The organism is Leucobacter ruminantium, from assembly GCF_017565705.1.
Taxonomy (GTDB): Bacteria; Actinomycetota; Actinomycetes; order Actinomycetales; family Microbacteriaceae; genus Leucobacter; species Leucobacter ruminantium.
In genome coordinates this window covers 37,247-54,680 of record NZ_JAGDYL010000011.1, presented here as the reverse complement: position 1 = coordinate 54,680, position 17,434 = coordinate 37,247, and the positions used below count along the sequence as shown (strand labels likewise).

The window sequence follows — 17,434 nt, the reverse complement described above, 5'->3', positions numbered from 1 at the left end:
CTGCCCGTTCCGCGGCCCCCATATAGGTTACGCGGGGCTTGGTAGCGGGCCGGATCCCTCGCCCCTCTGCGTTTCGTGCGGTGCGGGCCGCTTCGATTACCGCGCGGCCTCGAGCGTGATGAGCGACGCCTCGGGCCTGCAAGCGAATCGCACGGGGGCGTAGATCGAGTTGCCGAGGCCCGCGCTCACGTTGAGATAGGCGGCGCGGTGCGCGTCGTACCAGACGCTGAGGCCGCGCGCCTGCGCGGTCGGCAGATCGCAGTTCGAGGTGAGTGCGCCGACGCCGGGCATTCGCACCTGGCCGCCGTGAGTGTGCCCGGCGAGGATGAGGCCCGCACCGTCGTCGAGCAGTTCGCCGAGCGCCTCCTGGTAGGGGGCATGCACCACGCCGATGCGCAGCGGAGCGGTCTCGGGGCCGTCCTCGCCGTCCTCTGCCGTGAGCGCGGCGAGTTCCGTGCGCATCGCGCTCGCGTCGTCGTAGCGGATATGGGGGTCGTTCAGCCCCAGCAGCTCGACGCGCGTGCCCCTGATCTCGAGGCGGGTGGCCGAGTTGTTGAGGTTGATGCAGCCGAGCTCCTCGAGCCCGCGGGTGAGGGCCGCGTTGTCGATGTCCTGCTGGCGCGTGCTCTTGCGGCTGGGCTCGGCCAGGTAGCGCAGCGGGTTCTTCAAGATCGGGCCGTAGTAGTCGTTCGACCCGTGTACGAAGACCACGGGCGCCCCCGTCCGGGCGAGCGGACGCAGAGCCTCGAGCAGCGAGCCACGGGCCTGCAGGTGCCCCATGAGATCGCCGGTGAGCACGACCAGGTCGGGGCGGAGCTGGGCGAGGGATCGCACCCAGTTGATCTTGTTCGACTGCCAGGGGGCGAGGTGCAGGTCGGAGAGCTGCAGTACCCGGATGGGCGCGGCGCCCGTTTCGAGCAGCGGCAGGGAATGGCGACGGATGGTGAACAGGCGTCGCTCGACGAGCGTGGACCAGAGCAGCACGCCGGTGGCGGCCGTTCCGAGAACGGTCGCCACCGGGTGGCGGGAGGCGCGACTCATGCCCGCCGCGCCTACTTGCACTCGAGGTTGATCGTGACCCGACTGCCGGTGCGCAGTTCTGTGCCGGCCGGCGGATCGGTGGAGACGGTCTTGTTCTTGCCGTCGGGCTTCTCGCCCGTCGCGCACGCGTACTCGGTGTCGAAGCCCGCTCCCTCGAGCGCGGACTTCGCGTCCTTGCCGCTCTGGCCTGCGACGTCCGGCACCGCCGCGGCCTGGCCGTTGCTGCGGTAGATCGTCACACCCGAGCCGAGGGCAGCCTGCGAACCGCCTGCCGGATCGGTGCGAGCCACGCTGCCCTGCGGCTGCGAGGAGTCGACCTCACCGCCGTCGACGGCGCTGAAGCCGAGCTGGGTGAGCGCGTCGCTCGCCTCCTGGAAGCTCTTGCCCGTGAGGTCGGGCACCTGCACCATGGTCGTGCGCGTCGCGGCTGCGGACGGCTCGGGGAAGGCCGCACCGCCGTACTTGGCGTCGGCCGCGTTCATCATGGCGGGCCAGATCGTCTGGTCGGCGTACATCAGCCGTCCGAAGGGCATCGTGGAGACGCGGCCCCACGTGCCGTCGGCGAACTGCACGGGCCCGGCGTTGCCGACCCAGGTGGCAGTCGCGACGCGCGAGCTGGCGCCGACGGTCCAGTTGTCGACCACGTCATCGGTGGTGCCGGTCTTGGCGAGGTGGGGGATGCCGTAGGCCGAACGGGCGTGGCTCGCGAGACCGTTGTTCACGGTGTACTCCAGGGCGTAGGCCACGCCCGCGGCCACCTCGGGCGAGATCGCCTCCGTGCAGGTGCTCTTCTGGAAGGCGACCGGTTTGTCATCGGGTCCGAGGATGCTGTCGATCGGCACCGGGGTGCAGACGGTGCCGTTGCCCGCGAAGGCGCCGTAGGCGGTCGCCATCGTGATCGGAGCCATCTCGTCGATGCCGCCGTAGACGTTCGAGGGCACCATGGTCAGTTCCGTCGTGTCGTAGTTCGGCAGATCGGGGTTCGTCTGCTTCGAGGCGCGGTGCAGACCGAGCTTCTTGGCGGTGTCGAAGGTCTCGCAGAGGTCCATCTTCTGCTGCATGGAGACGAGACCGCCGTTGACCGACTGCGCGATCGCGGTGAGCACGGGCTGGTTGCCCTTGGTGCCGAGGTTGTCGTTCGAGAAGGTGAACGAACCGAAGCCGTAGACCCCGTCGGTCATGCACGATGCGCGGAACGAGCTCTCCTGCACCGTGCGGCCGTTGACGTTCACGACCTCGCGCACCGAATGGCCGGTGCGGATCCACTCGGTGAGGGTGATGGGCTTGAACGTCGAGCCGACCTGGAAGCCGTTGGAGCCGCCGTAGTCGAAGTCGGTGTTGTAGTTGATGCTCGTGAGGCCGGGATCGGCCTCGAGCACCGCGGGATCGTTGCTGAAGGAACGGTTCTGCACCATCGCGAGCACGCGCCCGGTGCCGACCTCCGTGCTGACGCTCGCGGATCCCACATTGATGCCGTCCATCGTGGCCGGCACTGTTCCGGCCATGGCCTCGCGGCCGGCGGCCTGGATGTCGAGGTCGATCGTCGTGTAGATCTTGTAGCCGCCGCGGCTGAAGTTGAACTCCCGCTCCTCCTGCGTCTTGCCGAAGTTCGGATCGTGCTTGATGTAGCGCTGCACGTAGTCGCAGAAGTGGCCGAGCCCGAGGTTCGCCTCGGCGACATTGCAGCCCTGCACACGGGGCGTGATGTTCGGGGTGATCTCGGTGGCGACGGCCTCGTCGTACTGCGCCTGGGTGATGCGCCCGTGCTGCAGCATGCTGTTCAGGATCTTGTCGCGCCGCTCCTTGTTGGCGGGGATGTTCTCGGGCACGTCGATCTGCAGCTTCGAGGGGTTGTTGACCGTCGCGACGAGGCTCGCGGCCTCGGCGAGCGTCAGATCCTTCGCGGTCTTGCCGTAGAAGTAGTGCGCGGCCGACTCGATGCCGTAGATCTGCCGGCCGAAGAGCGCGATGTTGAGGTAGCCGAGCAGGATGTCGTCCTTGGTGTACCGCTTCTCGACGCCGAGCGCGAGCTTCATCTCCTTGAGCTTGCGGTCGACGTCCTGCCGCATCGCGTTCTTGTAGGCCGCGTCGCGCTGCTCCTCGTCGGAGATCGCCATGGCCTCCTGGATGAGCACGTTGCGCACGTACTGCATCGTGATCGTGGAGGCGCCCGAGAAACCGGTGCCCGCGACGTTCTGCAGCGCCGCACGGGCGGTCGCGAGCACGTCGACGCCGCCGTGGGTGTAGAAGCGCGGATCCTCCTCGGCGACCGCCGCGTCCTTGACGTACTGGGAGATATCGTCCCAGCCGACCATCTCGCGGTCCTGGTCGTAGAAGGTCGCGACCTCGACGTCGCTGCCGTCAGAGGCCTTCGCGTAGATGGTGGAGGGCTGCGCCAGCTGACCCGGGTTCAGATGGTCGGGCAGATCCTGGAAGATCTTGACCGCGGACGACGCCGCGGCGCCGCTGACGGCGACGACAGGCGTGACGGCGGCGGTGACGAGCACGCCTGCGACGACGCTCATGGCAACGGCTCCGAGGATGCCTCCGAGGGCTCCACCCGCGGTGCGCGGCTTGAACGTGCGCACACGCGAAGACTTGGATGTCTGTGGGGTCATAGAATCAAGATTAGGCGACGTAGCTGACAAAGAGCGAAGCGGAGGTCGCTTCGCCGCCGCGCGGACCTCATCCGCGTACTCGGCTGCGCCACTCGAGAGGAGAACGCACGTGAGCGAATCGACCGATGCCCCGCGGTGGGAGTACTTCGTGACCCCGCTGCTGCTGCACAACGAGGCGCAGATCCTGAACAACTGGGGCTCCCAGGGGTGGGAGCTCGTGCAGATCATCGAGGGGCCGGCCGGTGGCAACGTCGCATATCTGAAGAGGAAGGCCTGAAATGTCTGTGATCGAAGAACGCCTGAGCGAGCTCGGCTACGAGGTTCCCGAGGTCGCGGCCGCGGTCGCCGCCTATGTTCCGGCGCTGCGCGACGGCGACTACGTCTACACGGCGGGGCAGCTGCCGTTCGTCGACGGGAAGCTGCCGCAGACCGGCAAGGTGGGCGAGGGCGAGGGCCTGGTGTCTCCCGCGGACGCCGAGGAGCTCGCGCGGCTCTGCGCGCTCAACGCGCTCGCCGCCGTGCGCGGCCTGATCGGCTCGCTCGACAAGATCACCCAGGTCGTGAAGGTCACGGCGTTCGTGGCGTCCGATCCCTCGTTCACCGGCCAGCCCGGTGTCGCGAACGGCGCCTCGGTGTTCCTGGGGCGCGTGTTCGGCGACCTGGGCATCCATGTCCGCTCCGCGGTCGGCGTGACGGTGCTGCCGCTCGACGCACCCGTCGAGATCGAATTCGTCTTCAAGATCGAGGACTGACGGGGCGGGTTTCGCCGATACGCGAAGGGGGCGAGGGATCCGCGGATCCCTCGCCCCCTTCGCGTTCCGGGGCTACGCCCCCTTCTCCGGGGCGGTGGCCCCGGCGCAGAACTCGCTGAATCGCTGGCGCGATTCAGCTTGAGAGTTCTGCGCGCATCCGGTCGGAGATGGTCTGCATGACCGAGGTGTCGGCGAGGGTCGTGGTGTCGCCGATGTCCTTGCCCTCCGCGGCGTCCTTCAGCAGACGGCGCATGATCTTGCCCGAGCGGGTCTTCGGGAGCTCGGTCACCACGAACACCTGGCGGGGCCGGGCGATCGCGCCGATCTGCGCGGCGACGTGCTTCTTCAGTTCCTGCTCGGCGGCCTCGGGGGTGAGGATGGTCTGCTGCGATTTCAGGATCACGAAGGCGACGACCGCCTGGCCCGTGGTCTCGTCGTCGGCTCCCACGACCGCTGCCTCCGCGACGGCGTGATGCTCGACGAGCGCCGACTCGATCTCCGCGGTCGAGAGGCGGTGCCCCGACACGTTCATCACGTCGTCGACGCGGCCCAGCAGCCAGATGTCGCCGTCGTCGTCGACCCTGGCGCCGTCGCCCGCGAAGTACTGGTCGCCGAACTTCGCCCAGTACGTGTCGATGAACCTCTGATCGTCGCCCCAGATCGTGCGCACCATCGACGGCCACGGGCGGCGGATGGTGAGCAGGCCGCCCTGGCCGCGGTCGACCCGGTTGCCCGCGTCGTCGACCACGTTCACGTCGATGCCGGGCTGGGGCACCTGCGCGCTGCCGGGCTTCAGACTGGTGAGCCCGGGCAGGGCGGAGATCATGATCGCGCCGGTCTCGGTCTGCCACCAGGTGTCGACGATCGGCGCGCTGCCCGCGCCGATGACCTCGCGGTACCAGCGCCACGCCTCGGGGTTGATGGGCTCGCCCACGCTTCCGAGCACGCGGATGCTCGACAGGTCATACTGCTCGGGCACCTGACGGCCGACCTTCATGCAGGCGCGGATGGCGGTCGGCGCGGTGTAGAAGATCGTGACGCCGTACTTCTGGATGATCGACCACCAGCGGCCCCAGTCGGGGGTCTCGGGGGTCCCTTCGTAGATCACCTGGGTGGCGCCGTTGGCGAGCGGTCCGTACACGACGTAGCTGTGGCCGGTGATCCAGCCGATATCCGCCGTGCACCAGTAGACGTCGGTATCGGGCTTGAGGTCGAACACGTTGCGGTGGGTGGTCGAGACCTGCGTGAGATAGCCGGCCGAGGTGTGCAGGATGCCCTTGGGCTTACCCGTCGTGCCGGAGGTGTAGAGGATGAACAGCGGGTTCTCCGCCGGGAAGCCCTGCGCCTGATGCTGGTCGTCGTAGGTGACGATCTCGTCGTGCCACCACAGGTCGCGGCCCGCCTGCATCTCGATCTCGTTCCCGGTGCGCTTGACCACGAGCACGCGCTCGACGGAGCTGCCGCCCCCGTGCAGGGCGAGCGCGTCGTCGACCGTGGGCTTCAGCGCGGATACGCGGCCCTTGCGGTAGCCGCCATCGGCGGTGATCACGAGCTCGGCGCGTGCGTCATCGATGCGGGCGCGCAGGCTCTCCGCGCTGAACCCGCCGAACACGACCGAGTGCGCCGCGCCCAGGCGGGCGACCGCGAGCATCGCGATCACGGCCTCCGGGATCATCGGCATGTAGATCGCGACGCGGTCGCCAGCCGAGACCCCGAGGCTCGTGAGCATGTTGGCGGCTCGCTTCACCTCGCTCGTGAGTTCGGCGTAGGTGATCGTGCGGGTGTCGCCCGGCTCGCCCTCGAAGTGGATCGCGACCCGGTCGCCGAGCCCGGCCGCGACGTGCCGGTCGAGGCAGTTGGCCGAGACGTTCAGCTCGCCGTCCTGGAACCACTTCGCGAACGGCGGGTTCGACCAGTCCAGGATCTCCTCGAACGGCTTGGTCCACTGCAGCTTCTCGGCCTCCGACGCCCAGTACGCCTCCGGGTCCTCCGCCGCCCGCAGGTATACCGAGGGATCGTTCACGTTGGCCCGGTCCCGGAACTCGGGGCTCGGCGGGTAGGTCTCGCCCTGCAGGGGGTGGCTCTCGATAGTGCCGTGCTCGTCAGACATGGACGCCGTCATCCAATCGCTCGTAATGGTCAAAAATGGTCGCTACGACCAACCAATTCGGGTTGCGCGAGGCGACGCTGCATCTCCCAGGCTATAACGTGCGGGGTCTATTCGCTCACAGGAGCGACTTTTTTGCGATATTCCGGTGGGTTCTGCACATTCGAGCATTCGCGGATGACAGGGGCGGCTCACGCTGCTTCTCTGGGCGCATGCTCTCGACAGGGATCCGCACGGCGGCGCTCGACCTCGCAGCCAGGCGCGCCTTCGGCGGGCTGCTGCCGCTGCTCGACGACCCCGAGCTCCGTGACATGCTGCTGCACGTCGAAGGAGGCCGTGCGCGGCTGCGCCTCGACCGCGGGGCGGGCCCCCGGGCCGTGTCCGGATGGAGCACGGACCCGGCCGCGCTCGCCCGGTTCGCGGTGCGGCTGGTAGCCGCCGGAGGCCGACACCTCGACGAGCTACATCCGTGCGTCGATGTGCGCGTCGGAGACGGGATCCGTGTGCACGCCGTTCTCCCGCCCGTGTCGGTCTCGGGCGCCGCCGTCTCGATCCGCGTGCCCCGCGTCCGGCCGCTCGCCTTCGCCGACCTCGTCGCGGGAGGCCTCTGCGGGCCGGTCGTCGCGAACCGGCTCGCGGCGGCCGTCTCGGAGCGTCGCAACATCCTGATCACCGGCGGCACGGGCAGCGGCAAGACCACCGTTCTCGGCGCGCTGCTCGATCTCGCCCCCGCCGATGAGCGGATCCTGACGATCGAGGACGTCGCGGAGCTCAGACTGCGGCACCCGCACGTCATCGCGCTGCAGGCCCGACAGGCGAACAGCGAGGGCGCGGGCGAGGTGTCGCTCGACCGCCTGCTGCGCGAGGCTCTGCGCATGCGACCCGACCGCATCGTGCTGGGCGAGTGCCGGGGCGCCGAGGTCGCGACGCTGCTCGCCGCGCTCAACACCGGTCACGACGGCGGCGCGGGCACGCTGCACGCGAGCCGACTCTCCGACGTGCCCGCTCGCCTGGAGGCGCTGGGCGCGCTCGCCGGTCTCGGTGCGACGGCCATCGCGAGGCAGGCGGTCTCGGCGCTGCACACCGTCGTGCACGTCGAGCGCGGCGCCGAGGGACATCGCGTGAGGGCGATCGGACGTCTCGCCGTGGACTCCTCGGGCGCCCTGGCGGTACGGGAGGAGCGGCGGTGAGGCGCCGGGGCCCGCCCGCGGCCGGCGCCGAGGGGGTGGCGGCCGTCGCGGCGACGTGCGCGGCGCTGATGCGGGGCGGCGTCGCTCCCGAGCGCGCACTGCCGATCGCCGCGGAGGAGACGAGGGATCCCGGTGCCCTCGAAGTAGCTGCGCGCGTCGCGGCCGGAGCACCGATCGCCGAGGCGATCGCGGCCCAGGGGAAACCCGAATGGCGCGTGCTCGCCGCCGCCTGGGGGCTCGCCGAGCGCAGCGGAGCCCCGCTGGCCCAGGCGCTCGCGGGCATCGCCGCGGCGCTGCGGGAGCTGACGAGGCTCAGACAGCAGCGCACCGTGCTGCTCTCCGGGCCTCGAGCGACCGTGCGCATGGTGGCGACCCTGCCGCCGCTCGCCCTCGTGCTGGGCGGTCTGCTCGGATTCGACCCGCTGCCCGTGCTGCTGAGCTCTGTCGGCGCGGCCTTGCTCTGCGCGGGGGCCGTGCTGCTCGGCGCGGGCGTCGGATGGGCGCGGTCGCTCGCGCGCTCGGTCGAGAGCGACGACCGCATCGCGGGGCTCGAGTTCGAGCTGGCCTGGATCGCGCTGCGCGGAGGGGCGGCTCCTGCGGAGGCGCTCGTGCGCGTCGCCGATTGCGTCGACGAGTTCGGTGCAGAGTGGGTCGGCTTCGACTGCTTCCGTGCTGGCGCTCCGCTGCGCACCGCCCTCGCGACCGCGCTGCGCGTCGGCGTGCCCGTCGGGCCTCTGCTGCTCGAGGAGGCCGAGGCCGTGCGCGCGCGGGCCAGGGCGGAGCTCGAGAGCGAGGCGGAGCGGCTGGGAGTGCGGGTGCTGGTGCCGCTGGGCGTCTGCGTGCTGCCCTCGTTCATCGCGCTGGGGGTGCTGCCGGTGCTGCTCTCCATGCTCGGAGGTCTCTGATCCCGCCAAGTGGGGCGAGGGATCCATCGCCCCGTCCCTCCCCAGAATCGGCTTCGCATCGATTCTCGGGCGACTTATCCACATCGCCCGATTCCGGATTCCCCCGTCCGGCCGCAGCCACCAGGATGAACCCACCGGCTGCCGCCGGAGCCGTGCCAGACAGTGAGGATCCACCGATGAACAGCACCCGTCTCCGCCTCGTCCCGACCCCCGACCGGCCCGAGGACGCCGCGGAGTCCACGTCCGAGAAAACCGGTGCGCGGCTCCCGGCCTTCGTCGCCCGCACGGCTCGGAGCCGTCGCCGTGCGCCATCGCGGCCGGCGCGGGCCGCCGAGTCGCATGTGGGCGGCGCACACCTCGCGCCCCACCGCCGGCGCCACCGCGACCTCGCGGCCGACGAGAACGGTGCCGTCACCGCGGAATACGCGATCGTGATCATGGCCGCGGTCGCCTTCGCAGGTCTGCTCGTGGCGATCATGCGCTCGAGCGAGATCCGCGCGATGCTCGTGCAACTGGTCGAGAATGCGCTGGGCTCGGCGGGGTGAGCGCCCGGCCCGCCCCGCCGAGTCCGACGGAGGCTCCGGTGCCGCCGGTATCGAGACCTGCGGGCCTGAGTTCGGCGGGGCTGGGGCCTGCATTCCAGAGATCGGCGCCCGCAGCCGCGGCCTCGTCGGTGACGAGCGGGGCACGGTGACGGCCGAGTTCGCGATCGTGCTTCCCGCGGTCGTGGCTGTGCTCGGACTCGTGATCGGCGGGGTGGCGCTGTCGGCGCACCGCATCACGCTGGTCTCGGCTTCAGCCGAGGTCGCACGGCTCGAAGCGCGCGGAGAGACGGCCGAGCAGCGGCTCGCCGAGCTCGGCACGGGCGTCGTCGTGTCGCGCAGCCAGCGCGATGGCCTGCACTGCGTCGAGCTCGCCTCCCGCCCGGTCGGCGGCGTGCTCTCGAGCATCGCGGTGCGCGGCAGCTCCTGCGCCGCGCTGAGTGACGCGGGAGAACGACGGTGAGCGCGCCTGCGACGCTCTGCTGCGCCGCCGCGGCCCTCCTGCTCGGGCTGCCTGTGCTCTCAGCGGGGGCGCAGCTGGAGGCCCGGCACCGCGCTTCGGGCGCCGCCGACGCGGCTGCGCTCGCCGCAGCGGATGCCGTGAACGGTTGGATCGCGGCCGACGCCTGCGCCGCGGCGGAGAAGGTCGCGGGCTCCGTCGGTGCTGGGGTGGAACGCTGCGCGATCGACCGCCTGCGCGGCGAAGCGCGCATCACGGTGGCGATCGGCACTCCGCTCGGGTCGGTGTCTGCCGACGCGAGGGCGGCGCCCGCCGCTCCGCCGGGCGGAGTCGTGGTCGGCCAGGTCGGTCCCAACGGCTGGGCGTGGCCCTCCGCCGTGCGCGGTCTCACCCAGGGCTTCCACGACGGCACCTCGATCGACCTCGCGGTCGGAGGCGACGGTGCTCTCTACGCGCCCTACGACGGCGAGGTCGTGCACGCCGGTCCCGACGGCGGGGGAGTGCCGGCCGCCTGCGCCATCAGCCCCATCTGGTGGAGAGGCCCGAACCACACCGTCATCATCAGGCACGAGTATGAGGGGCGTGTGCTCTACAGTTCGCACAATCACATCGCGCCCGGTTCTCCCGGCGATCACGGGATCGCGATCGGCTCCCGCGTGCGGGCCGGGGAGATCGTCGCGCGGGCGGGGCTCAGCGGATGCACCGAGGGGCCGCACACGCACTTCACGCTCTCTTCGAGGCCTTCCAATTCGTTCCCCGATCTCGACCCGTTCGAGTTCCTCGGGCCGCCCTGATCGCCGACTGACCGGGGCCTCCCCGCAGGCGGGCCGATTGGTCGGACGACCCGCAGTCGAACGCTAGGGAGGGGGAGGGACCGCGGATCTCTCGGTCTCCGGGAGTGGATTCTCACCGGATACTGTGTATCGTGGCGGTGCAGAACGGTCCATGGATCAGGACCGCATGGAGGCGCGAGAGCATCGCGCCGACTCTCAGTGCGAATCGCACCAGTTCGATTGAATGGAGACCCGTGGCGGGCGCGAAGAAACTCGTTATCGTCGAGTCGCCGACCAAGGCGAAGACGATCAGTGGCTACCTCGGCGATGACTACGAGGTGATCGCCTCGGTCGGTCACATCCGCGACCTCGCCGAACCTTCGGCTCTGCCGAGCGACCTCAAGCAGGGCGCATTCGGCAAGTTCGCCGTCGACGTCGAGAACGACTTCGCCCCCTATTACGTGGTGAACGATAACAAGAAGAAGACGGTCACCGAGCTCAAGCGGGCGCTGAAGGGAGCGGACGAGCTCTGGCTCGCCACCGATGAGGACCGCGAGGGCGAGGCCATCGCGTGGCACCTGCTCGAGGTGCTGAAGCCGAAGGTGCCCGTGCGCCGCATGGTGTTCCACGAGATCACCCGGGAGGCGATCGAACAGGCCAAGCAGAACACACGCGACCTCGACATCGCCCTCGTCGATGCGCAGGAGACCCGCCGCATCCTCGACCGTCTCTACGGCTACGACATCTCGCCCGTGCTCTGGCGCAAGGTCGCGCCGAAACTGTCGGCCGGCCGCGTCCAGTCGGCGGCGACCCGTCTCGTCGTCGACCGTGAGCGCGAGCGCCAGGCCTTCCGCGCCGCCGAGTACTGGGACCTCACCGCGACGTTCGAGCCGGGGGCCGACGCTCCCGACACGACCGCGTTCGAGGCCCGACTCGTGCGCGTCGCCGAGCAGCGCCTCGCGACGGGCGGCGACTTCGCAGACGACGGATCCCTCACCGCAAAAGCGCAGAAGGCGGGCGTGCTCCGCCTCGAGCAGGACCGAGCCCAGCGCATCGCCGCTCAGCTCGACTCGGCCCGCGCGACCGTGCACTCGGTCGAGACCAAGCCGCACACCCGCCGCCCCGCGGCGCCGTTCACGACGTCGACCCTGCAGCAGGAGGCCTCGCGCAAACTCCGCTACAGCTCGCGGCAGACGATGTCGTTCGCGCAGTCGCTCTACGAGAACGGTTACATCACCTATATGCGAACCGACTCGCCGACGCTGTCGAGCCAAGCGATCCAGGCGGCTCGTAAGCAGGCCGCCGAGCTCTACGGCGCCGAGACCCTCCCCGAGAAGCCCCGGGTCTACACGGGCAAGTCGAAGGGGGCGCAGGAAGCGCACGAGGCGATCCGCCCCGCGGGCGACACCTTCCAGCGACCCAGTTCGCTCAAGGGCAGGCTCACCCAGGGCGAGTACGCCCTCTACGAGCTGATCTGGAAGCGCACGGTCGCGAGTCAGATGGCCGACGCGAAGGGATCGACCGACACGGTCACCCTCTCGGCGAAGGTCGCGGAGACCATCGACGGTGCGGAGACCGAGACGCCCCTCGAGTTCACCGCGAGCGGCACCGTGATCACCTTCCCCGGCTTCCTGCTGGCCTACGAGGAGGGCCGTGACGAGAAGCGCGGCGACAGGGATCAGAACGTCTCCCTGCCGCAGCTCTCCTCCGGGCAGCCGCTCGACGTCGTCGCACCGGAGGCCAAGGGACACGAGACCAGCCCTCCGCCCCGCTACACCGAGGCGAGCCTCACCAAGCGTCTCGAAGAGCTCGGCATCGGGCGACCCTCGACCTACGCAGCGATCATCAGCACGATCATGGACCGCGGATACGTCACGAAGAAGGGTCAGGCCCTCGTGCCGAGCTGGATCGCGTTCTCCGTGGTGCGCCTGCTCGAGGAGCACTTCGGCGAGCTCGTCGACTACGACTTCACCGCCGAGATGGAGAGCGACCTCGACCGCATCGCGGCAGGCGAGGAGGCGCGCGGCAAGTGGCTCGGTGAATTCTACTTCGGCACCGACACGCACCCGGGCCTGCGCGGCGTGGTGGACAACCTCGGTGAGATCGACGCCCGTGCGATCAACACGATCAAGATCGACGACGAGATCTCCCTGCGCAACGGCAAGTACGGGCCCTACCTCGAGGTCTTCGACGACAAGTGCGAGGTCGGCGAAGACGGTGCGCTGAAGCCGCGCAGCGTCAACATCCCCGAGGGACTCGCCCCCGATGAGCTGACCCCCGAGAAGGCGCACGAGCTCGCCGACGCCGAGCCGGCCGAGGACCGCGTGGTCGGGTTGCACCCCGAGACGGGCAAGCGCATCGTCGCGAAGAACGGCCGATTCGGGCCGTACGTGACGGAGCTGCCCGACGAGGGCGAGGAACTGCCGAAGGGCGTCAAGCCCCGCACCGCTTCGCTCTTCAAGAGCATGGACCCCGCCACCATCGATCTCGACACCGCGGTCGCGCTGCTCGAACTGCCGCGCATCGTCGGCACCGACCCCGATTCGGGCGCCGAGATCACGGCGCAGAACGGGCGCTACGGTCCCTACCTCAAGAAAGGGACCGACACGCGCTCCCTGCCGGGTGAGGACGCGATCTTCTCGATCGATCTCGCCGGTGCGCAGGAGCTCTTCGCCCAGCCGAAGTACGGTGCGCGGAAAGCGTCGAGCGCGCTCAAGGAGTTCGATGCAGACCCGGTGAGCGGCAAGCCCATCAAGGTGCGCGATGGCCGCTTCGGCCCGTACGTGACCGATGGCGAGACGAACGCGACGATCCCTCGCGGCGACAGCGTCGAGGACATCACCTTCGAGCGCGCTGTGGAGCTGCTCGCCATCAAGCGCGCCAAGGGCCCGGCGAAGAAGAAGGCGCCCGCGCGCAAGACCGCGGCCAAGAAGCCGGCCGTGAAGAAGCCGGCCGCGAAGAAGACCGCGACATCGAAGACGGTGGACCCGGCGCGCTCGGAGGCGGCGAAGAAGGCTGCGGCGACGCGCAAGGCGAACGCCGCGAAGAAGGCCGCCGAGCAGGCGGGCGCTTGATCGCCGCGCGGCGCGGGCTGGGGGACTTGCAGGTATGAGCGGACTCTTCATCACCTTCGAGGGCGGCGACGGTGCGGGCAAGACGACCCAGTCGGAACTACTCGGCGCGTGGCTCGAGTCCCGTGGCCACGAGGTCGTGCGCACGCGCGAGCCCGGGGGCACCAGGCTCGGCGTCGAGGTGCGTCGGCTGCTGCTCCACGGCGGCGAGGAGATCGGCGACGTGGACCCGCGCGCCGAAGCGCTGCTCTACGCCGCCGACCGTGCGCAGCACGTCGCGAAGGTCGTGCGACCGGCCCTCGAACGCGGCGCCGTGGTCGTGCAGGACCGCTACATCGACTCCTCGCTCGCCTACCAGGGTGCCGGCCGGGTGCTCGACCTCGCCGATGTTCGTCGCATCAGCGAGTGGGCGGTCGACGGGCTGAAGCCGAGCCTCACCGTCCTGCTCGACCTCGACCCGGCCACGGCAGCGGCGCGGCTCGAATCGCGGGGCGGCACCGCCGACCGTCTCGAGGGCGAGGTCGAGGCCTTCCACACTGCGGTGCGGGAGGCGTTCCTGGAACTCGCCGAGTCCGATCCGAACCGCTTCCTCGTGCTCGACGCCGCCCAGCGGCCCGAGGATCTGAACGCCGAGATCATCACGCGCGTGGCCCCTCTGCTCACCGCCCTCTGAGTCCGAACGCTCAGCAGACGGTGTCCCTTTGAGACCGCCCTATGCGGTGAGCCTGCGGTACAGCGCTTTCAAGCCCTCACCGGAGATGCCCACGGTACCTCCGGAGAGCTCGGCCATCACGGTGGGCATCGCCACGACTTCGCCCTCGACCGCGATGACCATCTGATCGCGCGGCGGTGACTGTTCGGAGAGCGCCGCAGTGAGTACTCGGAGATGTTCCGAGGCTCCGCCCTCGAGGACGAGCTCGATCGATTGCGGCACATCGGGGGTCTGCTCGCTCGCCGCCACGAGCGAGACGCTGCCGGCCTCAGCGGTGACGACTCCGTCCGGGTCCACGGAGATACACTGCACGCCGCCGATGCGCGATTCGTAGACGTTGGGACGGTCTGCCGGGCACGGTCCCGCCGCCACGCTCGCGACCGCGGCGAAGACGACCGGCGTGGTGAGGTCGGACCCCGTTCGTTCGAAGTCGCCGCCTTCGGGTTGCGCGCAGCCCGTTGTCGCGAGTACGACGGTGGCGAGCATCACGGTCGGAGCCGTTCTGCGGAGGGACATGCCCTCACCCTAGCAAGCGGCTACGCGAAGGCCGGCCCCACCGCTCAACGCCTGCGCATTCATCTCGTAGACGCAGCTGCCCCGCTCCTTCTCGGAGCCCTGCACCCAGAACGCGAGGAGGGCGGCCAGCAGCAGGAGGCAACCCAGGCCGCAGACCAGCAGCCCTCCGACTTCGAAGTCTGTCCGACCGCGCCCCGTCATGGCTGCAGCCTACACGCGGGCGCAGGGCCGGAGCCGCGATCCCTGGCTTGAGTCGCGGCCTGCCCTGCCGCGTGCGAACGAACACGGGGGGCGAGAGAACACGTGGGGAAGGGCCCCCGCCGTGTTCCCTCACCCCCGGCCGTGTTCCCTCGCCGGCGGCCGGCGAGTGGAGACCGGGGAAGCCCGGGCTACGCCTCTTCGCCGATCACCGCACCGAAGTGCGCGGGCAGCGTCGCCTGCGACGCGGCGCGCAGCTCGGCGAGCGGCAGCGTGAAGCGGTCCTGCACCTCGATCGCGGCTGCCTCGCCGGAACCGTCGGTCACGCCGATGCGCAGCACGGGGAAGTCGCGGCCCGAGCACAGCCCGCGGAACTTGACCTCCTCCTCGTGCGGCACCGAGACGAGGACACGAGCCTGCGACTCCGAGAAGAGCGCCGCGGTCTCGTCCACGCCGTCGCGCGACATGATCTCGTCGATCCACACGCGAGCCCCCACGCCGAAGCGCAGCGCCCCGTCGGTGAGCGCCTGCGCCAGGCCGCCCTCGGAGAGGTCGACGGCGCCCGAGACGAGCCCGTTCTGCGTTCCCGCGTGCAGCAGCTCGGCGAGTGCGCGCTCGGCCGCGAGGTCTGCGACGGGCGGCAGGCCGCCGAGGTGCGAGTGGATCGCGTCGGCCCAGGCGGAGCCGTCGAGTTCGTCGCGGGTGACGCCGAGCAGGTAGAGGTGCTCGCCCTCGTCCTGCCAGCCGGTGGGCACGCGGCGCGCCACGTCGTCGATGATGCCGAGCACGCCGACCACGGGGGTCGGGTGGATCGGGGTGTCGCCGGTCTGGTTGTAGAGCGACACGTTGCCGCCGGTGACCGGCACCTCGAGCGCGAGGCAGGCGTCGGAGAGTCCCTCGACCGAGCGCGAGAACTGCCACATGACCTCGGGGTTCTCGGGGCTGCCGAAGTTGAGGCAGTCGGTGACGGCGGTCGGCACGGCGCCCGAGGCGGCCACGTTGCGGTATGCCTCGGCGAGTGCGAGCTGCGAGCCGACGTAGGGGTCGAGCTGGCAGTAGCGGCCGTTCGCGTCGGTCGCGATGGCGACGCCGAGGCCGCTCTCCTCGTCGACGCGGATCATGCCCGCACCGTCGGGGAAGGACAGCGCGGTGTTGCCGAGCACGTATTTGTCGTACTGGTTGGTGATCCAGTCGACCGAGGCCTGGTTGGGCGAGGCCGCGACGGCGACCATCTGCTCGCGCAGCTGCTCGCCGGAGATCGCGCGGGCGAGGCCCGAGGCCCGCACGCCCGAGGCCTGCAGCTCGTCGATCCAGCTCGGGTACGCGACGGGGCGCTCGTAGACGGGCCCGTCGACCGCGACGGTCGAGGGATCGACGTTCACGATCTCCTCGCCGCGCCAGTTGATGATCAGGCGGCCGGTGTCGGTGACCTCGCCGAGCACGCTCGTCTCGACGTCCCACTTCTTCGTGACCTCGAGGAACGCGTCGAGCTTCGAGGGGTGCACGACGGCCATCATGCGTTCCTGGCTCTCCGACATCAGGATCTCCTCGGCGGTGAGCGAGGGATCGCGCAGCAGTACGCTGTCGAGCTCGATGAACATACCGCCATCGCCGTTGGCCGCGAGCTCCGAGGTGGCGCAGGAGATGCCGGCCGCGCCGAGATCCTGGATGCCCTCGACGAGCTCGCCGCGGAACAGTTCGAGGCAGCACTCGATGAGCACCTTCTCGGCGAAGGGGTCGCCGACCTGCACGGCGGGCCGCTTGGTCGGGCCGCCCTCGCTGAAGCTGTCGGAGGCGAGGATCGACGCGCCGCCGATGCCGTCGCCGCCGGTGCGGGCGCCGAACAGCACGACCTTGTTGCCCGCGCCCGAAGCGTTGGCGAGGTGCAGATCCTCGTGGCGCAGCACGCCCACGCCGAGCGCGTTGACGAGCGGGTTGGCCTGGTAGACGCCGTCGAAGACGGTCTCGCCACCGAGGTTGGGGAGGCCGAGACAGTTGGCGTACGAGGAGATGCCCGAGACGACGCCGTGCACCACGCGGGCGGTGTCAGGGTCGTCGATGGCGCCGAAGCGCAGCTGATCCATCACGGCGACGGGGCGCGCGCCCATCGAGATGATGTCGCGGATGATGCCGCCGACACCGGTCGCGGCGCCCTGGAACGGCTCGATGTAGGAGGGGTGGTTGTGGCTCTCGACCTTGAAGGTGACGGCCCAGCCCTCGCCGATGTCGATGACGCCCGCGTTCTCGCCCATGCCGACGAGCAGTCGCTCCTTCATCTTGTCGTTGACCTTCTTGCCGAACTGGCGCAGGTAGATCTTCGACGACTTGTAGGAGCAGTGCTCCGACCACATCACGGAGTACATGGCGAGTTCGCCCGAGGTGGGGCGGCGGCCCAGGATCTCGCGGATCTTCTCGTACTCGTCGGGCTTGAGGCCGAGCGCGCCGTACGGCTGCTCCTTCTCGGGCGTCGCGATCGCGTCGGCGACGGTGTCGGGGCGGGGGCCGGTTGCGGCGATGTCAGTCACGCTCGATGTGCTCCGTTGGTGAGG

Annotated in this window: 14 protein-coding genes; 9 read left to right on the top strand and 5 right to left on the bottom strand. The window is 70.0% G+C overall.

Translation table 11 applies throughout. The features are described from left to right. Window positions 1–96 precede the first annotated feature (96 nt). Window positions 97–1,041 (bottom strand): metallophosphoesterase, encoded by a 945-nt coding sequence (locus tag J4H91_RS08290; protein ID WP_208045789.1) that lies wholly within the window; start codon window positions 1,039–1,041, stop codon window positions 97–99. Between the two features lie 11 nt (window positions 1,042–1,052). After that, a complete protein-coding gene (locus J4H91_RS08285) occupies window positions 1,053–3,629 on the bottom strand; it encodes a transglycosylase domain-containing protein (RefSeq protein ID WP_208045788.1) in 2,577 nt (858 codons plus the stop codon). Between the two features lie 139 nt (window positions 3,630–3,768). Here J4H91_RS08285 and sp36 point away from each other — a divergent pair, with 139 nt between their 5' ends. Further along, the gene (gene sp36, locus J4H91_RS08280) at window positions 3,769–3,936 is read left to right on the top strand and encodes a Sp36 family protein (protein ID WP_208045787.1); all 168 of its coding nucleotides are present in this window, start codon (window positions 3,769–3,771) and stop codon (window positions 3,934–3,936) included. Window position 3,937: 1 nt separating this feature from the next. After that, window positions 3,938–4,411 (top strand): RidA family protein, encoded by a 474-nt coding sequence (locus tag J4H91_RS08275; protein ID WP_208045786.1) that lies wholly within the window; start codon window positions 3,938–3,940, stop codon window positions 4,409–4,411. 133 nt (window positions 4,412–4,544) lie between these two features. Here the strand turns inward: J4H91_RS08275 and acs are convergent, their stop codons facing one another. Further along, entirely contained in the window at window positions 4,545–6,521 is a 1,977-nt protein-coding gene (acs, locus tag J4H91_RS08270) for an acetate--CoA ligase (RefSeq protein WP_208045785.1), read from the bottom strand. 209 nt (window positions 6,522–6,730) lie between these two features. Here acs and J4H91_RS08265 point away from each other — a divergent pair, with 209 nt between their 5' ends. The 7 genes from J4H91_RS08265 to tmk all read left to right on the top strand — a co-directional run bounded on the left by J4H91_RS08265 (window position 6,731) and on the right by tmk (window position 14,132). Then, complete coding sequence (locus J4H91_RS08265) at window positions 6,731–7,708, top strand: TadA family conjugal transfer-associated ATPase (protein ID WP_208045784.1); 978 nt, start codon at window positions 6,731–6,733, stop codon at window positions 7,706–7,708. Beyond that, entirely contained in the window at window positions 7,705–8,613 is a 909-nt protein-coding gene (locus tag J4H91_RS08260) for a type II secretion system F family protein (protein ID WP_341783483.1), read from the top strand. The genes J4H91_RS08265 and J4H91_RS08260 overlap by 4 nt, the downstream gene beginning before the upstream one ends. A 176-nt stretch (window positions 8,614–8,789) precedes the next feature. Further along, on the top strand, window positions 8,790–9,158 hold the full coding sequence (locus J4H91_RS15530) for a DUF4244 domain-containing protein (RefSeq protein ID WP_243752795.1): 369 nt from the start codon (window positions 8,790–8,792) through the stop codon (window positions 9,156–9,158). After that, window positions 9,136–9,618: a TadE/TadG family type IV pilus assembly protein gene (locus J4H91_RS08250; RefSeq protein WP_243752794.1), complete on the top strand. Its 483-nt coding sequence runs from the start codon at window positions 9,136–9,138 to the stop codon at window positions 9,616–9,618. Before J4H91_RS15530 ends, J4H91_RS08250 begins: the two co-directional genes overlap by 23 nt. Then, complete coding sequence (locus tag J4H91_RS08245) at window positions 9,615–10,409, top strand: peptidoglycan DD-metalloendopeptidase family protein (RefSeq protein WP_208045783.1); 795 nt, start codon at window positions 9,615–9,617, stop codon at window positions 10,407–10,409. Before J4H91_RS08250 ends, J4H91_RS08245 begins: the two co-directional genes overlap by 4 nt. A 233-nt stretch (window positions 10,410–10,642) precedes the next feature. Next, window positions 10,643–13,462 (top strand): type I DNA topoisomerase, encoded by a 2,820-nt coding sequence (gene topA, locus J4H91_RS08240; protein ID WP_208045782.1) that lies wholly within the window; start codon window positions 10,643–10,645, stop codon window positions 13,460–13,462. A gap of 34 nt (window positions 13,463–13,496) precedes the next feature. Then, the gene (gene tmk, locus J4H91_RS08235) at window positions 13,497–14,132 is read left to right on the top strand and encodes a dTMP kinase (RefSeq protein ID WP_208045781.1); all 636 of its coding nucleotides are present in this window, start codon (window positions 13,497–13,499) and stop codon (window positions 14,130–14,132) included. A 39-nt stretch (window positions 14,133–14,171) separates the two neighbouring features. Here the strand turns inward: tmk and J4H91_RS08230 are convergent, their stop codons facing one another. Both J4H91_RS08230 and purL read right to left on the bottom strand, forming a co-directional pair. Then, complete coding sequence (locus J4H91_RS08230; RefSeq protein ID WP_208045780.1) at window positions 14,172–14,687, bottom strand: hypothetical protein; 516 nt, start codon at window positions 14,685–14,687, stop codon at window positions 14,172–14,174. Between the two features lie 389 nt (window positions 14,688–15,076). Next, the gene (gene purL, locus J4H91_RS08225) at window positions 15,077–17,410 is read right to left on the bottom strand and encodes a phosphoribosylformylglycinamidine synthase subunit PurL (RefSeq protein ID WP_208045779.1); all 2,334 of its coding nucleotides are present in this window, start codon (window positions 17,408–17,410) and stop codon (window positions 15,077–15,079) included. Window positions 17,411–17,434 lie beyond the last annotated feature (24 nt).